This is a genomic window from Spirillospora sp. NPDC048911, assembly GCF_043198015.1.
Lineage (GTDB): Bacteria > Actinomycetota > Actinomycetes > Streptosporangiales > Streptosporangiaceae > Spirillospora.
In genome coordinates this window covers 41,587-57,527 of record NZ_JBICUD010000003.1, presented here as the reverse complement: position 1 = coordinate 57,527, position 15,941 = coordinate 41,587, and the positions used below count along the sequence as shown (strand labels likewise).

The 15,941-nt window shown below is 71.0% G+C and carries 15 protein-coding genes; 4 read left to right on the top strand and 11 right to left on the bottom strand.

The features are described from left to right. Positions 1 to 22: 22 nt before the first annotated feature. Both ACGFNU_RS14460 and ACGFNU_RS14455 read right to left on the bottom strand, forming a co-directional pair. On the bottom strand, positions 23 to 154 hold the full coding sequence (locus ACGFNU_RS14460) for an SUMF1/EgtB/PvdO family nonheme iron enzyme (protein WP_392593627.1): 132 nt from the start codon (positions 152 to 154) through the stop codon (positions 23 to 25). Continuing rightward, the gene (locus tag ACGFNU_RS14455; protein ID WP_392594899.1) at positions 154 to 852 is read right to left on the bottom strand and encodes a sulfatase-like hydrolase/transferase; all 699 of its coding nucleotides are present in this window, start codon (positions 850 to 852) and stop codon (positions 154 to 156) included. The genes ACGFNU_RS14460 and ACGFNU_RS14455 overlap by 1 nt, the downstream gene beginning before the upstream one ends. A 170-nt stretch (positions 853 to 1,022) precedes the next feature. On the opposite strand from ACGFNU_RS14455, the gene ACGFNU_RS14450 reads away from it, so the two are divergent. Continuing rightward, positions 1,023 to 1,433, top strand: coding sequence for a hypothetical protein (locus tag ACGFNU_RS14450; protein ID WP_392593626.1), 411 nt, complete (start codon positions 1,023 to 1,025; stop codon positions 1,431 to 1,433). Positions 1,434 to 1,451: 18 nt separating this feature from the next. Here ACGFNU_RS14450 and ACGFNU_RS14445 read toward each other — a convergent pair whose 3' ends face one another. The 3 genes from ACGFNU_RS14445 to ACGFNU_RS14435 all read right to left on the bottom strand — a co-directional run bounded on the left by ACGFNU_RS14445 (position 1,452) and on the right by ACGFNU_RS14435 (position 5,311). Continuing rightward, positions 1,452 to 3,128: a substrate-binding domain-containing protein gene (locus tag ACGFNU_RS14445; protein WP_392593624.1), complete on the bottom strand. Its 1,677-nt coding sequence runs from the start codon at positions 3,126 to 3,128 to the stop codon at positions 1,452 to 1,454. A gap of 108 nt (positions 3,129 to 3,236) precedes the next feature. Next, positions 3,237 to 4,733: a CHAD domain-containing protein gene (locus tag ACGFNU_RS14440; RefSeq protein WP_392593623.1), complete on the bottom strand. Its 1,497-nt coding sequence runs from the start codon at positions 4,731 to 4,733 to the stop codon at positions 3,237 to 3,239. Positions 4,734 to 5,098: 365 nt separating this feature from the next. Beyond that, positions 5,099 to 5,311 carry a hypothetical protein gene (locus ACGFNU_RS14435; protein ID WP_392593622.1) on the bottom strand — a complete coding sequence of 71 codons (213 nt, stop codon included), beginning with the start codon at positions 5,309 to 5,311 and terminating at the stop codon, positions 5,099 to 5,101. Between the two features lie 347 nt (positions 5,312 to 5,658). On the opposite strand from ACGFNU_RS14435, the gene ACGFNU_RS14430 reads away from it, so the two are divergent. Together ACGFNU_RS14430 and ACGFNU_RS14425 are read left to right on the top strand one after the other, a co-directional pair. After that, positions 5,659 to 6,810 (top strand): family 2 encapsulin nanocompartment cargo protein terpene cyclase, encoded by a 1,152-nt coding sequence (locus ACGFNU_RS14430; RefSeq protein ID WP_392593620.1) that lies wholly within the window; start codon positions 5,659 to 5,661, stop codon positions 6,808 to 6,810. Next, positions 6,807 to 7,658, top strand: a complete 852-nt coding sequence (locus ACGFNU_RS14425) for a geranyl diphosphate 2-C-methyltransferase (protein WP_392593618.1) — start codon at positions 6,807 to 6,809, stop codon at positions 7,656 to 7,658. The genes ACGFNU_RS14430 and ACGFNU_RS14425 overlap by 4 nt, the downstream gene beginning before the upstream one ends. 258 nt (positions 7,659 to 7,916) lie before the next feature. Here ACGFNU_RS14425 and ACGFNU_RS14420 read toward each other — a convergent pair whose 3' ends face one another. From ACGFNU_RS14420 to ACGFNU_RS14405, 4 genes are read right to left on the bottom strand one after another with little or no spacing between them, the layout of a single operon-like run. Further along, positions 7,917 to 8,846 (bottom strand): carbohydrate kinase, encoded by a 930-nt coding sequence (locus ACGFNU_RS14420; RefSeq protein ID WP_392593616.1) that lies wholly within the window; start codon positions 8,844 to 8,846, stop codon positions 7,917 to 7,919. Continuing rightward, positions 8,843 to 9,634, bottom strand: coding sequence for an ATP-binding cassette domain-containing protein (locus ACGFNU_RS14415; protein WP_392593615.1), 792 nt, complete (start codon positions 9,632 to 9,634; stop codon positions 8,843 to 8,845). The genes ACGFNU_RS14420 and ACGFNU_RS14415 overlap by 4 nt, the downstream gene beginning before the upstream one ends. After that, positions 9,631 to 10,635 (bottom strand): ABC transporter permease, encoded by a 1,005-nt coding sequence (locus tag ACGFNU_RS14410; RefSeq protein WP_392593613.1) that lies wholly within the window; start codon positions 10,633 to 10,635, stop codon positions 9,631 to 9,633. Before ACGFNU_RS14410 ends, ACGFNU_RS14415 begins: the two co-directional genes overlap by 4 nt. 5 nt (positions 10,636 to 10,640) lie before the next feature. Beyond that, the gene (locus tag ACGFNU_RS14405; RefSeq protein ID WP_392593611.1) at positions 10,641 to 11,660 is read right to left on the bottom strand and encodes a sugar ABC transporter substrate-binding protein; all 1,020 of its coding nucleotides are present in this window, start codon (positions 11,658 to 11,660) and stop codon (positions 10,641 to 10,643) included. A 115-nt stretch (positions 11,661 to 11,775) separates the two neighbouring features. Here ACGFNU_RS14405 and ACGFNU_RS14400 point away from each other — a divergent pair, with 115 nt between their 5' ends. Continuing rightward, complete coding sequence (locus tag ACGFNU_RS14400) at positions 11,776 to 12,780, top strand: LacI family DNA-binding transcriptional regulator (protein WP_392593609.1); 1,005 nt, start codon at positions 11,776 to 11,778, stop codon at positions 12,778 to 12,780. Between the two features lie 36 nt (positions 12,781 to 12,816). On the opposite strand, the gene ACGFNU_RS14395 is transcribed toward ACGFNU_RS14400, so the two are convergent. Together ACGFNU_RS14395 and ACGFNU_RS14390 are read right to left on the bottom strand one after the other, a co-directional pair. Further along, positions 12,817 to 14,850 (bottom strand): FAD-dependent oxidoreductase, encoded by a 2,034-nt coding sequence (locus ACGFNU_RS14395; protein WP_392593608.1) that lies wholly within the window; start codon positions 14,848 to 14,850, stop codon positions 12,817 to 12,819. Positions 14,851 to 14,906: 56 nt separating this feature from the next. Then, the gene (locus ACGFNU_RS14390) at positions 14,907 to 15,941 is read right to left on the bottom strand and encodes a Gfo/Idh/MocA family protein (protein ID WP_392593607.1); all 1,035 of its coding nucleotides are present in this window, start codon (positions 15,939 to 15,941) and stop codon (positions 14,907 to 14,909) included.

Here is a 15,941-nt window from a genome sequence, read left to right as displayed (position 1 = left end):
GACTGGTCCACTTCACAGGGGGCTAGACAGCGACGGGGTTCGCACACCGGAAGCCAATGTTGGCCGAGGCGGAGTCCGGTGTGTTGCTGGAGCGCGCCGCGACGCGGTAGCGGTGGCAGTACGAGGAGTGGCAGAGGTAGGAGCCGCCACGCATCACGCGGGCCGTAGACGCGGTGCGGCGAGTAGTTGCGGATGTAGCGGAACCGTTCGTCCCGGACGGTACGCATCATGCCGTACCGCTCGTCCATGCGGTTGCGCATGCCGAACGCATAGCGGGGACGGCGGGCGGTCAGGGAGGCGCCCTGCATGTACGCCGGAATCCCGATGCCGGCCAGCGACAATACTGTCGGCGCCAGATCGACGGAGGAGACGGGCGCGCCCTTCGGCCGGTTGCGCCAGTGCGCGAAGGCGCTGGAGTCGTTCCAGGTTCGCCGCGCGTCGATCGGCGCGTTGTAGTCGGTCTTGGCGTTGTTCGTGCAGTAGTAGCCGCCCGCTCGCAGGTACTCGGGGAAGCCGCGCAGGAACGAGGGGATCCTTCCGCCGGCCCGCATGTCCTCGGCCGGGGCCGCAGCTCTCCGGGGACATGCCGGTGATGATCGCGAATCGGGAGGGCGCGCACACCGGCGCGGTGGCGAAGGAGTTCTCGTACCGCACGCCCTCCCGGGCCAGCCTGTCGATGGCGGGTGTCCGCGCCTGCCGGTCCCCGTACGCGCCGATGAACGGGCTGTTGTCCTCGCTCACGAGCCACAGGATGTTCGGCCCGCGCCGACCATCATCGGCCACGGCCCTGCCGGGCAGGCCGGCCGCGAGGAGGCCGCCCGCACCCGCGCCCAGCACTCGCCTGCGCGACATTCCGAGCTGGTCCACCGCGGCTCCGCACCCTCTCGACCGGACGTCAGCGCCCAAGCGTACGCTTGCTTGGACGCTCTGACCACCCTCGTCCGCCGCGCGATCCCGCAAGGAAACCGGAACCTGATCGCACCGTCTGGTCCGGTGAGTGCATCGGCGGTAGCCTCCGGGCTATGGCTCGGCACCGGGCGAAGGCGAACGCCAAGCGGCAGCTCCTGTCCGTGGGAGTGCCGATCGGTCTCGCCGCCATGCTCGCGTTCGTGGGAGTGGGCGTGCTCGGGATGGGCCTGGACGGGCGCGAACCACCGGCGGCGCCGGCCGACACCGTGGCCGAGAAGGTCCGGCCGACGCAGCGGCTGGTGACCGTGACGGTCACCGGAGCGGGCTGCCACGTTTTCGCCAGCACACAGGGCAGCAAGGTGTTGTTCAACCGGCTCGTCAAGTCCGGGGAGTCCGTGCACTTCAACACCGCCCCGCTCATCCTCGTGCTCAGCGACGGCGGTGCCGCGCGAGTGTTCGTGCGCGGCGTGCCGCAGGCCGCCGGCAAGTCCGGTGAGCGCCAGCAGGTCGTCATCGACCGGTGATCCGGGCGGACGCCGGCGCTAGGCGACCGGGCACTGGGCGCCGTTGCACAACATCCGCACCAGCAGGTCGCCGAAGATGCGCTGCGCCTGCCGCGGATCCTTCGACAGATAGACCTTGCCGCCGGTGACCTGCACGATCCGTTTGAGCGGACGGGTGTCGATGTCGTCGCCATAGGCGCCGATGATGATGCTGACCGGCCGCGCGGGGTCGTACTCCTCGCGGAGCGTGCGGATCAGCTCGTCGAGCTTCATGCCGTTGAAGGGGTCGCTCTCCTCGCCGTCGGTGAAGACGGTCACCACGTTGAAGACCTCGGGCCGGTGGTGCCGGCTGACCTCGCGGAAGCCCGCCAGGATCGTGTCGTACAAGCCGGTATGGGTTCCCGGGACCGGCGTCGAGCGGGCGACCGCGGAGATCAGCCGCTCCCGCTGCCGGACACCGTTCTTCGCGGACCCGACCGCCCGGATGGGCACCACCTCGCGGTGGTCGCGGGCGCCGTCGAGCCTGGTGGCGAACTCCCAGAGCCCGATCTCCACGAAGTCCGGGGTGAGCTGGAGACTCTGCTGGATCTGCCGGCTGAGCGCGGTCAGCCGGCTGGTGGACGTGCCGGGCACCTTCTGGCGCATGGACGGCGAGACGTCCAGGACGTCCAGCAGGCGGGCGCCCAGCCGCATCCGGTTCCACATCTCGCGGATCTTCACGGCGGACGCGGAGTCGGGCAACTGGATCCGCTTGGGCGGCTCTGGAGCGAAGCCGAGTTTGGGATCCAGGGCAGTGCCGGCCCGACCTTCAGGGGTGCGGAAGCCGGCGTTGATCAGCAGCTCACGTGTGGTCTGTTCCCCAAGGAATCTGCCGAAGGCGTCGGCCGCCTTGCCCTGGCCTCTGTCATGGGTGACGCGGGCATACGGATAATCGAGCACGATCGTGCCCTCTGTGGGGTAGACGGGCACGAGGGTGCGCTCGCCAACAGCTTCGTTCTCCAGCAGAGACTGCTCGGATGCGACGCCGATCGTCGTCCGCCCGGTCTCGCCGACCGCGGCGTGCACCGCGACGGGGTCCTTGACGGTCATCGCGCGCAGAGCCAGCATCGCGGTCGCGAAGTTCAGCAGCCCACGCTGCCCGGGTCCGGCGAGGGTGTGCAGGGCCAGCAGCGGCCCCATCCCCGCGGTCGAGGTGGCCGGCTCGGGGACCACGAATCGCGGCGCGTCGGCGTTCGCCCGCTGCTTGGGGTCGGGGATTCCGCTCGGCATGAGTGAACGCCAGCTCGCCTTCGCTCCCTGCGCGCCGAACCGGCGGGCGGCGCTCGCCGACAGCACCCAGACGATGGGCGAACTCGCCAGCGAGGGCCCGGCCGAGGCGACGGCCGCGGGGCCGGCGCTGCCGCTGCGCGCCAGTGGAATCCAGAGCGACGAATCGGGGATCCACGCGTCCGGCGGAGCGGCGCCGGGCTCCTCCACCGTGCCGGCCAGAGTCTCCGAGACCGACGCCGGGGACCTCGGCTCGATCCGCACCGAGACGCATCGCCCGTCCACCTCGTTCCCCTGGAACCGGGCGGCGGCGGTGCGCATCGGCGCCGCCACGCTCGCCGCCACGGCGACCACGACCGTCCGGCACGGGCCGCTCGGAGCGTCCGAGCACGCGCCGAGGCCGGACAGCGCGACGGACATGCCGACACCGAACACCAGGGGGCTTCGCACGGCCGAGTCCCTTCCGCCTGCCCCCGATTCAGATCGCTTCCGGCATATCAAAGAAGCGCTTGCTTACATTGACGGAGGGGTCCCGGCCTGTCAATCCTTGCCCGCGAATCAGAGCTTCTTGGCGAGTTTGCCGTCGGCGGCCTTCTTCCATGTACCGGGAAGGTCTTCGAGCGTGTCGGCCCCCTCCTGGACGGCGATGAGCAGCCCGAGCGTGTAGCCGTCGGCCGGGCTGTCGGCCCTCGCGTTCTCGACCCGCGACAGATGCTCGGACGCGACGATGCGGTCCTGATGGGCGCCGAGCACGTCCTGCAGTTTCTTGGCGCGGCGGGAGATACGGCGAGCGGGCTTGCCGAGCACGGGCTCGGCGGCCTTCGCGGTGTAGCGCAGCCGTTTGGCCGCCTTGCGCGTCCCGTGGAGCGCCGCGTCCCGGTCCGGGCCCTCCGGCAACGCCTCGGCGGCCTTGTACTTGCGGATCATCTTGCGCCGTGCGCGGGCCACGATCTTGCGTTGCTGCTCGCGCGCCGAGCGGTGGGCGCGATCGGTGACCGGCGGATCGGCCAGCATGGTGTCGACGCGGTCCAGCAGGGCCATGTAACGGGCGCTGCGGAGCCGGTCGCGCACCCTGTCCCGGGCGAGGCCCTCCTGGATCGCCAGTTCCGACAGCCAGCCCGGCTGGGCGGGCGGGGCGGGGAACCTGGAGAGCTGGTCACGGAAGCGAGCCTGGAGCACCTCCAGGTCCCGGACCTCGCCCAGGACGCCGGCCAGCCACTTCAGCTCGGAGTCGAGCACGTCGGTCCGGCCACGGTCCAGCAGGCGGCGATGGGTCCGCAGGACGCTCCGTATCCGGCGGATGGAGGTGCGCATCTTGTGCACCGAGTCGTCGTCATGGTCGGCCAGCCGTACCAGCGGGTCGTAGGAGAGCATCCGGTCGGCCTGCGCGCGCAGGTAACCGGTCATGACCTCGGCGGCGGTGCGCGTTCTGGCGGGAGGCTCGGCCGGGACGGCATCGTCGCCGAGCACGACGGCGAGCTTGGCGGGCGCGTCGCTCGATCGTGCTCCATAGTCGATCAGCTGGTCGCCCACGTTCGCCAGCAGGTCGGGTGGGCCCGCCACGAGCTCGACCTCCAGCTCGCGCCAGGAGGTGACTCCCTCACCGAGCCGGCCGAGCCGGAGGCCGGAGACGCGGTCGTCGGCGAGCTTGCCCAGGACCGATCCGTCGTCGGCCAGCAGCGCGTACTCGGTGCGGTCGGTGCGCAGCTCCGCGACGGGGATCAGAGGTCCGCCGCGGGTGCGGGCGAGGACCAGGTCGGCCAGCTCGGCGGGCACCCCGTCGGCGGGGTCGCCGGCGGGGCGGCCGATCTCGTGCCGCTCGTCCCCGGTCTTGGGCAGCTTGAGATGCCAGCCGTCGTCATCTCCGCCCGTCCGGCGGCGCAACGTGATGCCGTGGCGGGCGAGCCGCAGGTCCTCGGTGTCGTGATAGCGGGCCAGGAGCGAATGCCGCACCGGGGGAGCGACGCTCGACAACCCCGGGACATCGCGTAGGTCGGGCAGGGTGAACTCATGATCGGTCTCGTACTTGCGCTCGATCTCGACATGGCGGGCCACGTCGATTCCTCCTCCACGAGTGACATCGGCTCAGTACTGCTGCCTACCCGCTGGACGAGTTCTACCCGGCCGAAGGCAGGCCAGGGTCTGGATGACGTGCGTGCCGATTGCGGCGCCCGGCCGCCGAGAAGGCTCTCCCTCGGCGGCCGGGCGCCGCGCCGGTACCGGCGGGGCTGGTCAGCGCGCCGCGACCGGATGGTGCGAATCCGGTGGGCGCGGTGTTCCCCGCGGCGGTTCGGCTATTTCATGTCGCCCGATTCTCGCCGCCGCCTTGGCGGCAAGGTCGTCCCGGTCGGCGCCGCCGCATGCGGTGCTCGTCGTTGGCGCCGGCTTGCCGCGGGACACGGTGCGGATCGGCCGTCGGTCTAGCCGTTGGCGACGTTGGGAGCCACTCCGGGAGCGACCTGCGGAGCGACATGCGGCGCGACGTGGGGAGCGACGTTGGGGGCTACTTTCGGGTCGGGGCCGAGGGCCGGGGCGATGGCGACGGAGTGGGCGGCGGCGGTGCCGGCGGCGACCGCCGCGAAGGCCAGGGCGGTGATGCCGAGCACGGCGGTGCGGGCGAGTGTCTTTGTCATGTGCGGGGGGTCTCCGTTGTGGTGTGGTCCCGTTGCCCGGTTGGCGCGGGAACGACGCTCAAAGTAGCAGTGAGTAGTTAAACTGTCACTATACGTAGTGGATTTTTGTTGGCGAATTCTGATCGCCGACGCCCTGTGGGCACTGTCTGTCGCGGTGGGCCGGCTCGGTCCAGCGGGAAGAGGGTCATGGCCGCGCATCGCCGTTCACGGGAATGCGCAGGTCGGTGGGTTGATCGTTCCTGGAGGTGCTTGTCCTGTTACTGGTGGGCCAGTGACCTATGGTGTTCGATTCGATACTCTGCGTGAGATTCTCCAGAGGTTCGGAGCGACGAAAGAGGTCCGGGATCATGCATGGGAATCTCCTTGGCGGGTTCGCGGCGGCGGGGGCGTGGCGGACGCCGGGACCGACCGGGCTGGGCACGGCCGCGGCCGAGTTCCCCGCGCTGTTCGGTGCGTGCCCGCCCGGGCGCGGCTGCCCGCCGCTGGCGCTCGCTCCGCAGGTCACCTACGTCGAGCGCGCGTGGGGGGACGGCAGCGGGCCGCCCCTGTACTGCCCGCCCGTCGAACGCGTCGATGACCGGCTCGCCGCCGAGGTCGACGCGCGGCTGCTGGCCTGGGCCGCCGAACGGGGCTTCCAGGAACACGAGCTCGCCGGACTGAGCGAGGCCCGGTTCGGCCGCCTCGCCATGCTCACCCATCCCGACACCGGCGATCCCGACGCCCTCCTCGTCGCCGCCCAGCTCAACGCGAGCTGGTGGGCCGCGGACGACTACTACGCCGACGACACCGCGCTGGGTGCCGTACCGGCCCTGCTGCCCGAACGCCTCACGCTCGCGATGTCGGCCATGGACCCCCCGCCGCCCGCGGGCGAGTTCACGTCTCCGCTGCAGGACGCCATGGCCGACGACCTCGTGCTGCGCATGTTCAGCTCGGCCGTCGAGCACCTGGGCCGCCACGCCACGCCCGCCCAGGTTCAGCGCATCTGCTACTCGACGTTCGCGATGTTCGTGAGCTGGACGGCCTACGCGTCCTGGCGCGAACGCGGTGAGCACCCGGCCGCCTGGGAGTATCTGGCGGCTCGCCAGCACGACAGCTTCTACACGTCCATGACCTTGATCGACGTGGTCGGAGGCTACGAGGTGCCCGCGAACCTCTTCTACGACCCGCGGGTGCGGCACGCGGCGTTCCGCGCTGGCACCGCGTCCGTCATCGTCAACGATCTGCACTCGGTGGAGAAGGACGCCGCCGACGACAAACCGGTGTGCAACCTGGTGCTGCTGGTAGCGGCCGACCGGGGCTGCTCGCTTCCGGAGGCCGCCGCGATCGCCGTCGAGCACCACAACGACCTGGTCCGCGGTTTCGAGCGCGACCACCAGGCACTGGCCGCCGTCCCGTCCCCTGAACTCCAGTGGTTCCTGCGGGGGCTGCGGGCGTGGATGGGCGGCGGCTTCGAATGGCACGCCACCAACGCCCGTTACTCCAGGAAGGACGCTTCATGACAGCTCCCGCCGAAAGTGTTCTGGCCAGCGCCTACCAGCGCTCGGTCGCCGACTACTGGAACGCCGAACGCGATCCGGTGAACCTCGAGCTGGGCAAGGTTTCGGGCACCTATCACCACCACTACGGCATCGGCGATCCCGACTGGTCGGTGCTGGAAGGCCCGGAGGAGACCCGCGAAGAACGCCTCACCGCCGAATTGCACCGGCTGGAGACCGCACAGGCCGACATCCTGCTCGATCACCTCGGCCCGATTCCGGCCGCGGGCCGGCTCATGGACGCCGGGTCCGGGCGGGGCGGCACGAGCTTCATGGCCAACCAGCGATTCGGCTGCCAGGTGACGGGAGTGTCGATCTCCGAGGAGCAGGTCGCCTTCGCCAACGAGCAGGCCGGCGCGCGCGGCGTGGCCGACAAGGTGACGTTCGAGTTCCGCAACATGCTCGACACCGGCTTCGACACCGGCTCGTTCGACGGCATCTGGAACAACGAGTCCACGATGTACGTCAACCTCGACGAGCTCTTCGCCGAACACAGCAGGCTCCTGAAGCCCGGTGGCCGCTACGTGTGCATCACCGGCTGCTACAACGACGTGTACGGCCTGCCGTCCAGGTCGGTCAGCCAGATCAACACGCACTACATCTGCGACATCCATCCGCGCAGCGCCTATTTCGCGGCGATGGCCGCCCACCGCCTCGTCCCGATGGACGTCATCGACCTGACCCCCGCCACGATCCCGTACTGGCGCCTGCGGGAACGTTCCCATCTGGCGACCGGCATCGAGGAGGCGTTCCTCAACGCCTACACCGACGGAAGCTTCCACTATCTCCTGATCGCGGCCGACCGCATCTGACCACGACGACTCCCGCCGACGGCGCCTTTGCCGTGCGGCGGAAGCCGGGCCGGCAAGCCCGCCGGCTCATGACCGGCACGCGGGACGGGGCCATGCGGTCCCGTCCCGCGCGGCGGTACGCGACCGAGCCGAGCGAACTCTCCTACGTCAGCATCGCCGCGAACGATGACAGCGGCGTTACCGCCGAGTTCCAAGTGAGAGCCTTCCCGTTCGCCCCTCCGCGCGCGTCCGCGAGCGGTCAGTTGGCGGGGGAGGGAGTCAGGCGGCGAGGTCGGCCAGGCGTGGAGGGTCTGCGCCCTGTTTGCGGCAGGTTTCGGCGGCCACGTCGGAGGCGAACGTCAGGGCCCTGGTGAGCAGGTCGGGGGTGAGGCCGGTGAGGCGCTCGCCGAGGGCTCCGCCGGTGTGGAGGCGGTAGAGGAGGCCGGCGGTGAAGGCGTCGCCGGCTCCGACGGTGTCGACCGGGGTGACCGGGCGGGCGGGCACCTGGAAGCGCTGCCCGTCCAGGGACGCGTACGCGCCGTCGGCTCCGCAGGTGATGACGACGAGGCGGACGCCGTCGGCGTGCCAGTCGTCGCATGCCTGCGGCAGGGTCGCCCCGGGGCGCAGAACCGTGAGGTCGTCGGAGCTGAGCCGGAACACGTCGGCGACCGAGGTCCAGCCGGGCAGCAGGCGGCGGTAGCGGTCGGGCGGGACGATGCCGGGGCGGATGTTGGGGTCGATCGAGATCGTGGCGGCGGCGCGGCGTTCGTGCAGGAGTTTCTCGATCAGTGGGCCGCTGGGCTCCAGGGCAAGGGCCAGTGAGCCGGCGTGGACGCAGGCTGATTCGGGTGTCGCGGAGGCGAGTTCGGCGGCGGTCCATTGGAAGTCGGCGGTGCCGTTGGCGTAGAAGGCGTACTGGGCGTGACCGGCCTCGTCGACGGCCGCCAGCGCCAGGGTCGCCTGCTCGGCGGCGGTGACGGCCCGCGACAGGTCGACGTCGGAGTCGCTGAGGTAGGCGCGCAGCAGGTCGCCCAGCGGGCCGGCCGGGATCCGCCCGGCGAAGGTGACGGGCGCGCCGAGCCTGCCGAGCGCGACGGCGGTGTTGGCCGGCCCGCCGCCCGGCCGCACCCGCAGGTCGAGCGCGCCGGGCGTGGGCTGGTGGGCGGGCACGAAGGTGTCCGCCACGGTCTCCCCGATGACCGTGATCATAGTTGGACGGCTCCGGTCATGATGGCGACGACGTCGGACATCGAGTGGTCGGCGGGCTTGACCACGCCGGCGCGGCGGCCGAGCCGCTGGATGTGGATCCGGTCGGCGATCTCGAACACGTGCGGCATGTTGTGGCTGATCAGCACCACTGGCAGGCCGCGGTCGCGGACTTTGCCGATCAGCTGGAGGACCTGCGCCGACTCCTTGACGCCCAGCGCGGCCGTCGGCTCGTCCATGATGACGACGTGGCTGGCCCAGGCGGCGGCGCGGGCGACGGCGACGCCCTGGCGCTGCCCGCCCGACAGGTTCTCCACCGCGCCGGTCAGGGACTGCAGGCCGATGTTCAGCTCGCTCATGTGCCGGGCCGACGCGGCCTTCATCGCGGGTTTGTCGAGCATTCGCAACACGGTACCGAGCGGGCCTTTGCGGCGCTTTTCGCGGCCCAGGTACAGGTTGCTCGCGATGTCGAGCGCGGGGGCGACCGCCAGGTTCTGGTAGACGGTCTCGATGCCCTGGCGGCGGGCGTCCAGCGGCGACCTGAAGTGCACCTCTTCGCCGTCGAGCCAGATCTTCCCCTCGTCGGGACGGGCCGCGCCGGTCAGGGCCTTGATCAGCGACGACTTGCCGGCGCCGTTGTCGCCGATGACGGCCAGCACCTCGCCGGGCATCAGGTCGAAGTCGCAGCCGTCCAGCGCCGTGACGGGCCCGTACCGCTGGACCAGTCCGCGCGCCTTCAGAACCGGTTGGGCCGTACCGGATTCCTTGTCCACCACTGCTTCCTCGTTCATCGCTGGGACCTCTTGCGGGAGATCTGGTCGACGGTCACCGCCAGGATCACCAGGATGCCGGTGATCAGGATCTGGTAGATCGACGGCACTCCCATCAGCTGGAGGCCGTTGCGGATGACCCCGACGAGCAGCGCGCCGATCAGCGTCCCGATGACCAGGCCGCGCCCGCCGAACAGCGAGGTGCCGCCGAGCACGACCGCGGTGATGGAGTCGAGGTTGTCGGTCTGGCCGGCCTTGGGGTCGCCGACACCCGTCCGGGCGATGAGCAGCAGCGCCGCGATCCCGTACACCGCGCCGGCGATCGTGTAGACGGCCAGCAGCCGGCGCCGGACGGGGATGCCGGTGAGGCGTGCGGACTCGGGCGCGTTGCCGACGGCGTAGACGTGCTTGCCCCAGGCCGTCTGGCCGAGGACGTAGGCGAACACCGCGAACAGCACGAGCATCAGCACCGACCCGTACGTGACGTCGGTCCTGCCGAGCGGGAAGGTGTTGCCGAGCGCGGTCAGCTCTGACGGCAGCCCGCTGATCGTCTGCTCGTCGGAGTAGATGTGGGTGAGGGCGAACGCCACGTTCAGCATGCCGAGGGTGACGATGAACGGCGGCAGCGACACCCGCGTGACCAGCAGTCCGTTGATCAGGCCGAACGCGGCGCACACCGTGATCCCCGCGGCGATCGCCAGCAGCGGCGGCATCCCGGTGTCGACGGCCAGCTTGGCCATGACGATCCCGCCGAACGCCATGATCGCGCCGCACGACAGATCGATCCCGGCGGTCAGGATGATCAGGGTCTGGCCGATGGCCAGCGTGCCGACGACCATCACCTGCTGGATCACCAGGGCCAGGTTGCCGCCGGACAGGAACTGCGAGGACTGGGTGGTGAAGAAGACGCAGGCCAGCAGGAAGGCCGCGAGCGGCCCGACGGTGGAGCCGGCGGGGACCGCCAGGCGCGGGGAGACCGCCCGCAGCCGCCCCGCGATCGAATCGGCGTTGGAGGAGGTCACGATGCTCAGCCCCAGCAGTTCTGCAGGCCGAAGGCGGTGTCCTTGGCGTCCACGCCAGCCACCGACTTGTCGGTCACCAGCGTGACGCCGGTGTCGGTGTAGCCGGACGCCTTGGTGCCGTCCTTGGCGAACTTGGCGATGGCGTCGACGCCGAGCGAGGCCATCTTCAGCGGGTACTGCTGCGAGGTCGCGGCGATCTGGCCGTCCTTGACGCCCTTGACGCCGGTACAGCCGCCGTCGACCGAGACGATCAGCACCTTCTTCTCCAGCCCCTTGTTCTTCAGGGCGGTGTAGGCGCCGAGCGCGGCGGGCTCGTTGATCGTGTAGACGATGTTGAGGTCGGGGGCCTTCTGCAGGCAGGTCTCCATGGCGGTCTGCCCCTTGGCCTGGTCGCCGGCGGTGTCGGCGGCGCAGACCACCTGGGGCGCGGTGACGGCCTTGCTCGCCTTGGCGTCGACGGTGGCGGCGCCGAAGCCCTTGAGGAAGCCGTTGTGGCGCAGGATGCCGACGCTGACGCCCGGCGCCAGGTCCAGCATCGCGATCTTCGGGGTGGTGCCGGCGGTCTTGGCCTTGGCGTACTGGCCGATCAGCTCGCCCGCCTTGAAGTTGTCGGTGGCGAAGAGCGCGTCGGTGCCGTCCTGCGGCTCGGTCGGCGTGTCGAGCGCGATGACCAGCACGCCCTTGGCGCGGGCCTTGGCGATCGCCGGGATGATCGCCTTGGTGTCGCTGGGGGTGATCAGGATGCCCTTGACGCCCGCCGCGACCATGTTCTCGATCGCGGTGACCTGGCCCTCGTTGTCGCCGTCGAACTTGCCGGCGGCCGTCATGAGCTGCAGGCCGTCGGCGGACGCCTGCTTCTGCGCGCCCTCGCGCATCTTGACGAAGAACGGGTTGGTCTCGGTCTTGGTGATCAGGCCGACCTTGGCGGTGCCGCCGGAGCTCGACCCCTTCGAGCCTTCACCACAGGCGGCGGCACTGAGCGCGAGCGCTCCGATCACGGCGAAGGCGGCGCCTTTGCGGATCATGGTTTCTCCTCGGGGATGTCTCGGGGGTTTCGCCCCGGTTGCGTTGGCGTTATCTTGCTCACGCGAAAACGTTCGCGCAAACGTTTGCGCAAACGCTTTGATCAAGGGGTGAGCGATGGCGACGATGGCCGATGTCGCACGTCAGGCCGGGGTGTCGATCTCGACGGTGTCCCATGTGCTGAACGGGACCCGGTTCGTGGCCGACCCGACCCGGCAGAAGGTCATGGCGGCGATCGAGTCGACCGGCTACATCCAGAACACCGTCGCCCGCTCCCTGGTCACCTCCAGCACCAAGTCGATCGGGCTGGCGATCTCGGCGATCTCCAACTTCTACTTCGCCGACCTGGTCGCGGCGATGGAGGCGCAGGTACGGCTCGCCGGGTACACGCTGCTGCTCACCGACACCCACGACGACGCCGACGAGGAGCTCAAGGTCGTCCAGGCCCTGCACCAGCGGCGGGTCGACGGCATCCTGCTGGCCACCGAGGCGCACGGCCCGGGATCACCGTCGCTGCGCTACCTGGACGAGCTGAGCATCCCCACGGTGCTGGTCGACCGGTGCGCCTCGCCCCGGTTCGACCAGATCGGCACCGAGAACGTCGAGTCGAGCGCCCACCTGGTGGTGCATCTGGCGCAGCTGGGGCACCACAGGATCGGCATCGTCGCCGGGCGTGAGGGGCTGATGACCTCCACCGAGCGCCTCAAGGGCTACCAGGTGGGCCTGTCCCGTGCCGGGCTGACCTTCGACCCGGAGCTGGTCGGGCATGGGCGGTCCCACGCCTCGGCGGCCGAGACCGCCGCCCAGGAGCTGATGGAGCTGCCCGACCCGCCGACGGCCTTGTTCGTGGCCAACAACCACATGACGATCGGCGTGATGCGGGCGCTCGACCGGCGCGGGATCCGGGTGCCGGACGACGTCGCCCTGACGGTGTTCGACGACTTCGAATGGGCGTCGATCTTCCGCCCCCGGCTGACCGCGATCGCCCAGCCGATCGGGGAGATGGCGACCCGCTCCGTCCAGCTCCTGGCGGAACGGATCGCCGACCCCGACCAGCCGCCGCGCACCATCAGGCTCAAGCCCCGGTTCATGCACCGCGACTCCTGCGGCTGCGTCCGCTGACCGCCGGGCCGCGGCGCGCGTCGGCGCGCGGCAGGGTCAGAGCGTCATGCAGAGGCGGCGTGCGTCGAGGATCGCGGCGTGGACGTTGCGGTGGGCCACCGCGTCCCCGATGCGGAACAGGTGGTACGCGCCGTCCTTGTTGGTGACCAGTTCCTGCGGTCGCCCTGCGAGCAGGGCGTCCAGGTCGGTCTCGCCGAGGTTGCGGGAGCCGGCCTTCAGCTCCTCGTAGAGCTCGTCCACCGGGACGGTGCCGTGCTCGACGACCACGTCGTCCACGGTGCGTTCGACAGGCACGTCGCTGTAGGCGTTGGCCAGGGTGACGACGAGCGCGCCACCCTCCCGCCGGATGGACCTCAGGACGTGGTCCGGGGTCAGCGTCGCGCCCGCCGCGTACAGGGTCCGCAGGTAGTCGGGATAGATCGTGCCGGTGACGTCGGCGCCGACCATGCGGTCGGGGGTCACGATCTCCACCTGGGCACCCGCGGCGGCCAGCCGCTCGGCCGCGGTGAGCGCCTGCTCCCCGCCGTGGTCGTCGAAGATCAGCACGCGGCGGCCCGGCTTCGGGGCCTGGCTCAGCACGTCCCAGGTGGACGTGGCGAGTTCGGCTCCCGACTCCAGCGCCGGGACGTCGGGAAGGCCGCCGGTCGCGACCACGACCACGTCGGGCCCTGACGCCAGGGTGTCCGCGCCGTCGGCGTAGGCGTTCAGCCGCACGGTCACGCCGAGGCGCCGGACCTCCTGGGCCAGCCAGTGGACCATGCCCGCCTTCTCGGACTGGCGCGGAGTGCGGGCGGCGAGCAGCACCTGCCCGCCGAGCCGGTCGGACGCTTCGAGCAGCGTCACCTCGTGCCCGCGTTCGGCGCACACCCGGGCGGCCTCCAGCCCCGCCGGCCCGCCGCCGACGACGGTCACGCGCCTGCCGGCCGGGGCGGCGCCGACCAGCTGCGGGATCTGCGCCTCCCGCCCCGTCGCCGGATTGTGCAGGCAGAACGTCTCGACCCTGGACGCGCAGTACGTGGCGCCGATGCAGGGCCGGATACGGTCCTCGTCGCCGGCCATGAGCTTGGCGACGATGTGCGGGTCGGCGATGTGGGCGCGCGTCATGCCGACCATGTCGGCGTGGCCGCCGTCGATGGCGTGCCGCGCGGTCGGCAGGTCCGCGATCCGGCCGGCGTGGAAGATCGGGATGTCGACCTCCTTGCGGATCGCCCCGGCGACCGAGAGCCCGGCCCCCAGCGGACGGCCGAAGACCGGGATCATCTCCGACAGCTCCCGGTCGGTGTTGCCGGACCCGTAGACGACCGACAGGAAGTCGACCATGCCGGTGCGGGCGACGGCGGCGGCGATGGCGCCGCACTCCTCCGGGCGCAGCCCCTCCCGCACGCCCTCGTCGCCCGGAATGCGCATCCCGACCACGAAGTCGTCGCCGGCCTGCCGCCGGATCTCTTCCAGCACCATCCGGCCGAAGCGCATCCGGTTCTCCAGGACCCCGCCGAACTCGTCCGTCCGCTGGTTGGTACGGGGGGACCAGAACTGGTCGATGAGGTGGCCGGCCATCGCCGCGATCTCGATGCCGTCCAGGCCGCCCTCCCGGGCCCGCCGGGCCGCCGCGCCATAGGCGGTGACGATCCGGTCGATGTCGGACCGTTCGATGACCTTCGGGAAGCTGCGGTGCGCCCGCTCGCGCACGCCCGAGGGGGCGACCGCGGGCAGCCAGCGGTCGATGTCCCAGCGGGAGCGGCGGCCGAGATGGGTCAGCTGGATCATGATCGCGGCGCCGTGCTCGTGCACCCGCCGCGAGATCGAGCGGTAGAACGGCAGGATCGCGTCGCCGCCCGCGTCGATCTGGTCGAACACGCTCGCCGAGTCGGGCGCGACGTTGCTCGACCCGCCGATGATCGTCAGCGCGATGCCGCCCTTGGCCTTCTCCTCGTGGTAGAGCTCGTAGCGCAGGCCGGGCGCGCCGCCGTCCAGATAGCCGGCGGGCGCGTGGCCGGTGCTGTAGACGCGGTTCCGCAGCACGAGGTCGTTGACCTTCAGCGGTCGCAAGACCGGATCGTGCGGGCTCATCTCAAGGCCTCCTCAGGGCGGTGGAACGGATCAGGCGGGCGGATCACACGGTCGAATCAAGCGGGCAGGCGCACGACCTCGCCGGTCGTCGCGCTGGTGCGGGCCGCGTCCAGGACGGTGGCGGTGGCGACCGCGTCCCACGGGTCGACGGGCACCGGCCGGTCACCGCGCACCGCGGCGGCGAACGCCGGATAGAACCGGTCCCAGGCGCCGTGCGCGCTCGGCGCGGGCTCGGCATGGTCACCACGCCGCACCTGTCCCCAGCGCTCCTCCGGTTCGGCGCCCCAGCGGTCGCCTTCCGACGCCGGGGACGCGCCGCCGACCAGGAGCGCCTCCTGCCCGTCCACTCCCTCGACGACGTAGGCGCCAGACGTGCCGCTCACGCGCAGGCGCGGCCCTGGGGCGCCCTGCCGCCAGCTGCCCCACAGATGGGAACGGACGCCGCCGCGATGGCTCAGTGCGACGAACACGTCGTCGTCAAGGCCGTCCTCGCCGTCACGCACGTGCCATTCGGCGTACACCCGTTCGACGGGCCCGGCCAGGACGAGCGCCTGGTCGACCAGGTGGCTGCCGAAGTCCAGCAGCGTGCCGCCCCCGGCCGACGGCGGGCCCGGGTCGGGCTGCAACCGCTCGAACCGTGACTCGAACTGGGTGAGCTCGCCCAGCGCGCCCGAGTCGACCAGCCGCCGCAACGTCAGGAAGTCGGAGTCCCAGCGCCGGTTCTGGTAGACGGTCAGGGGCACCCCGAGCCGCTCGGACAGTTCCACCGTCTCGCGCGCGGTACGGGCGTCGAGGGCGAACGGCTTGTCGCAGACGACCGCGAGACCGAGCCCGAGCGCCTGCTGGACCAGCGGCACATGAGTCGCCGCCGGAGTCGAGATCGCCACCGCCTCGGCTCCGGCGGCGGCCAGCTCCGCCAGCGAGCCGTACGCCGGCCGGTCCAGTTCGCGGGCGACCTGATCGCGCCGCTCGGGGGAGGACGTGACGACTCCCAGGAAGTCGCACTCCGGGGCGGAGGCGAGCAGCGGGGCGTGGAAGTACCTGCCGCCGAAGCCGTAGCCGGCCAGTCCGATGCGTACTGGTTCTGTCAT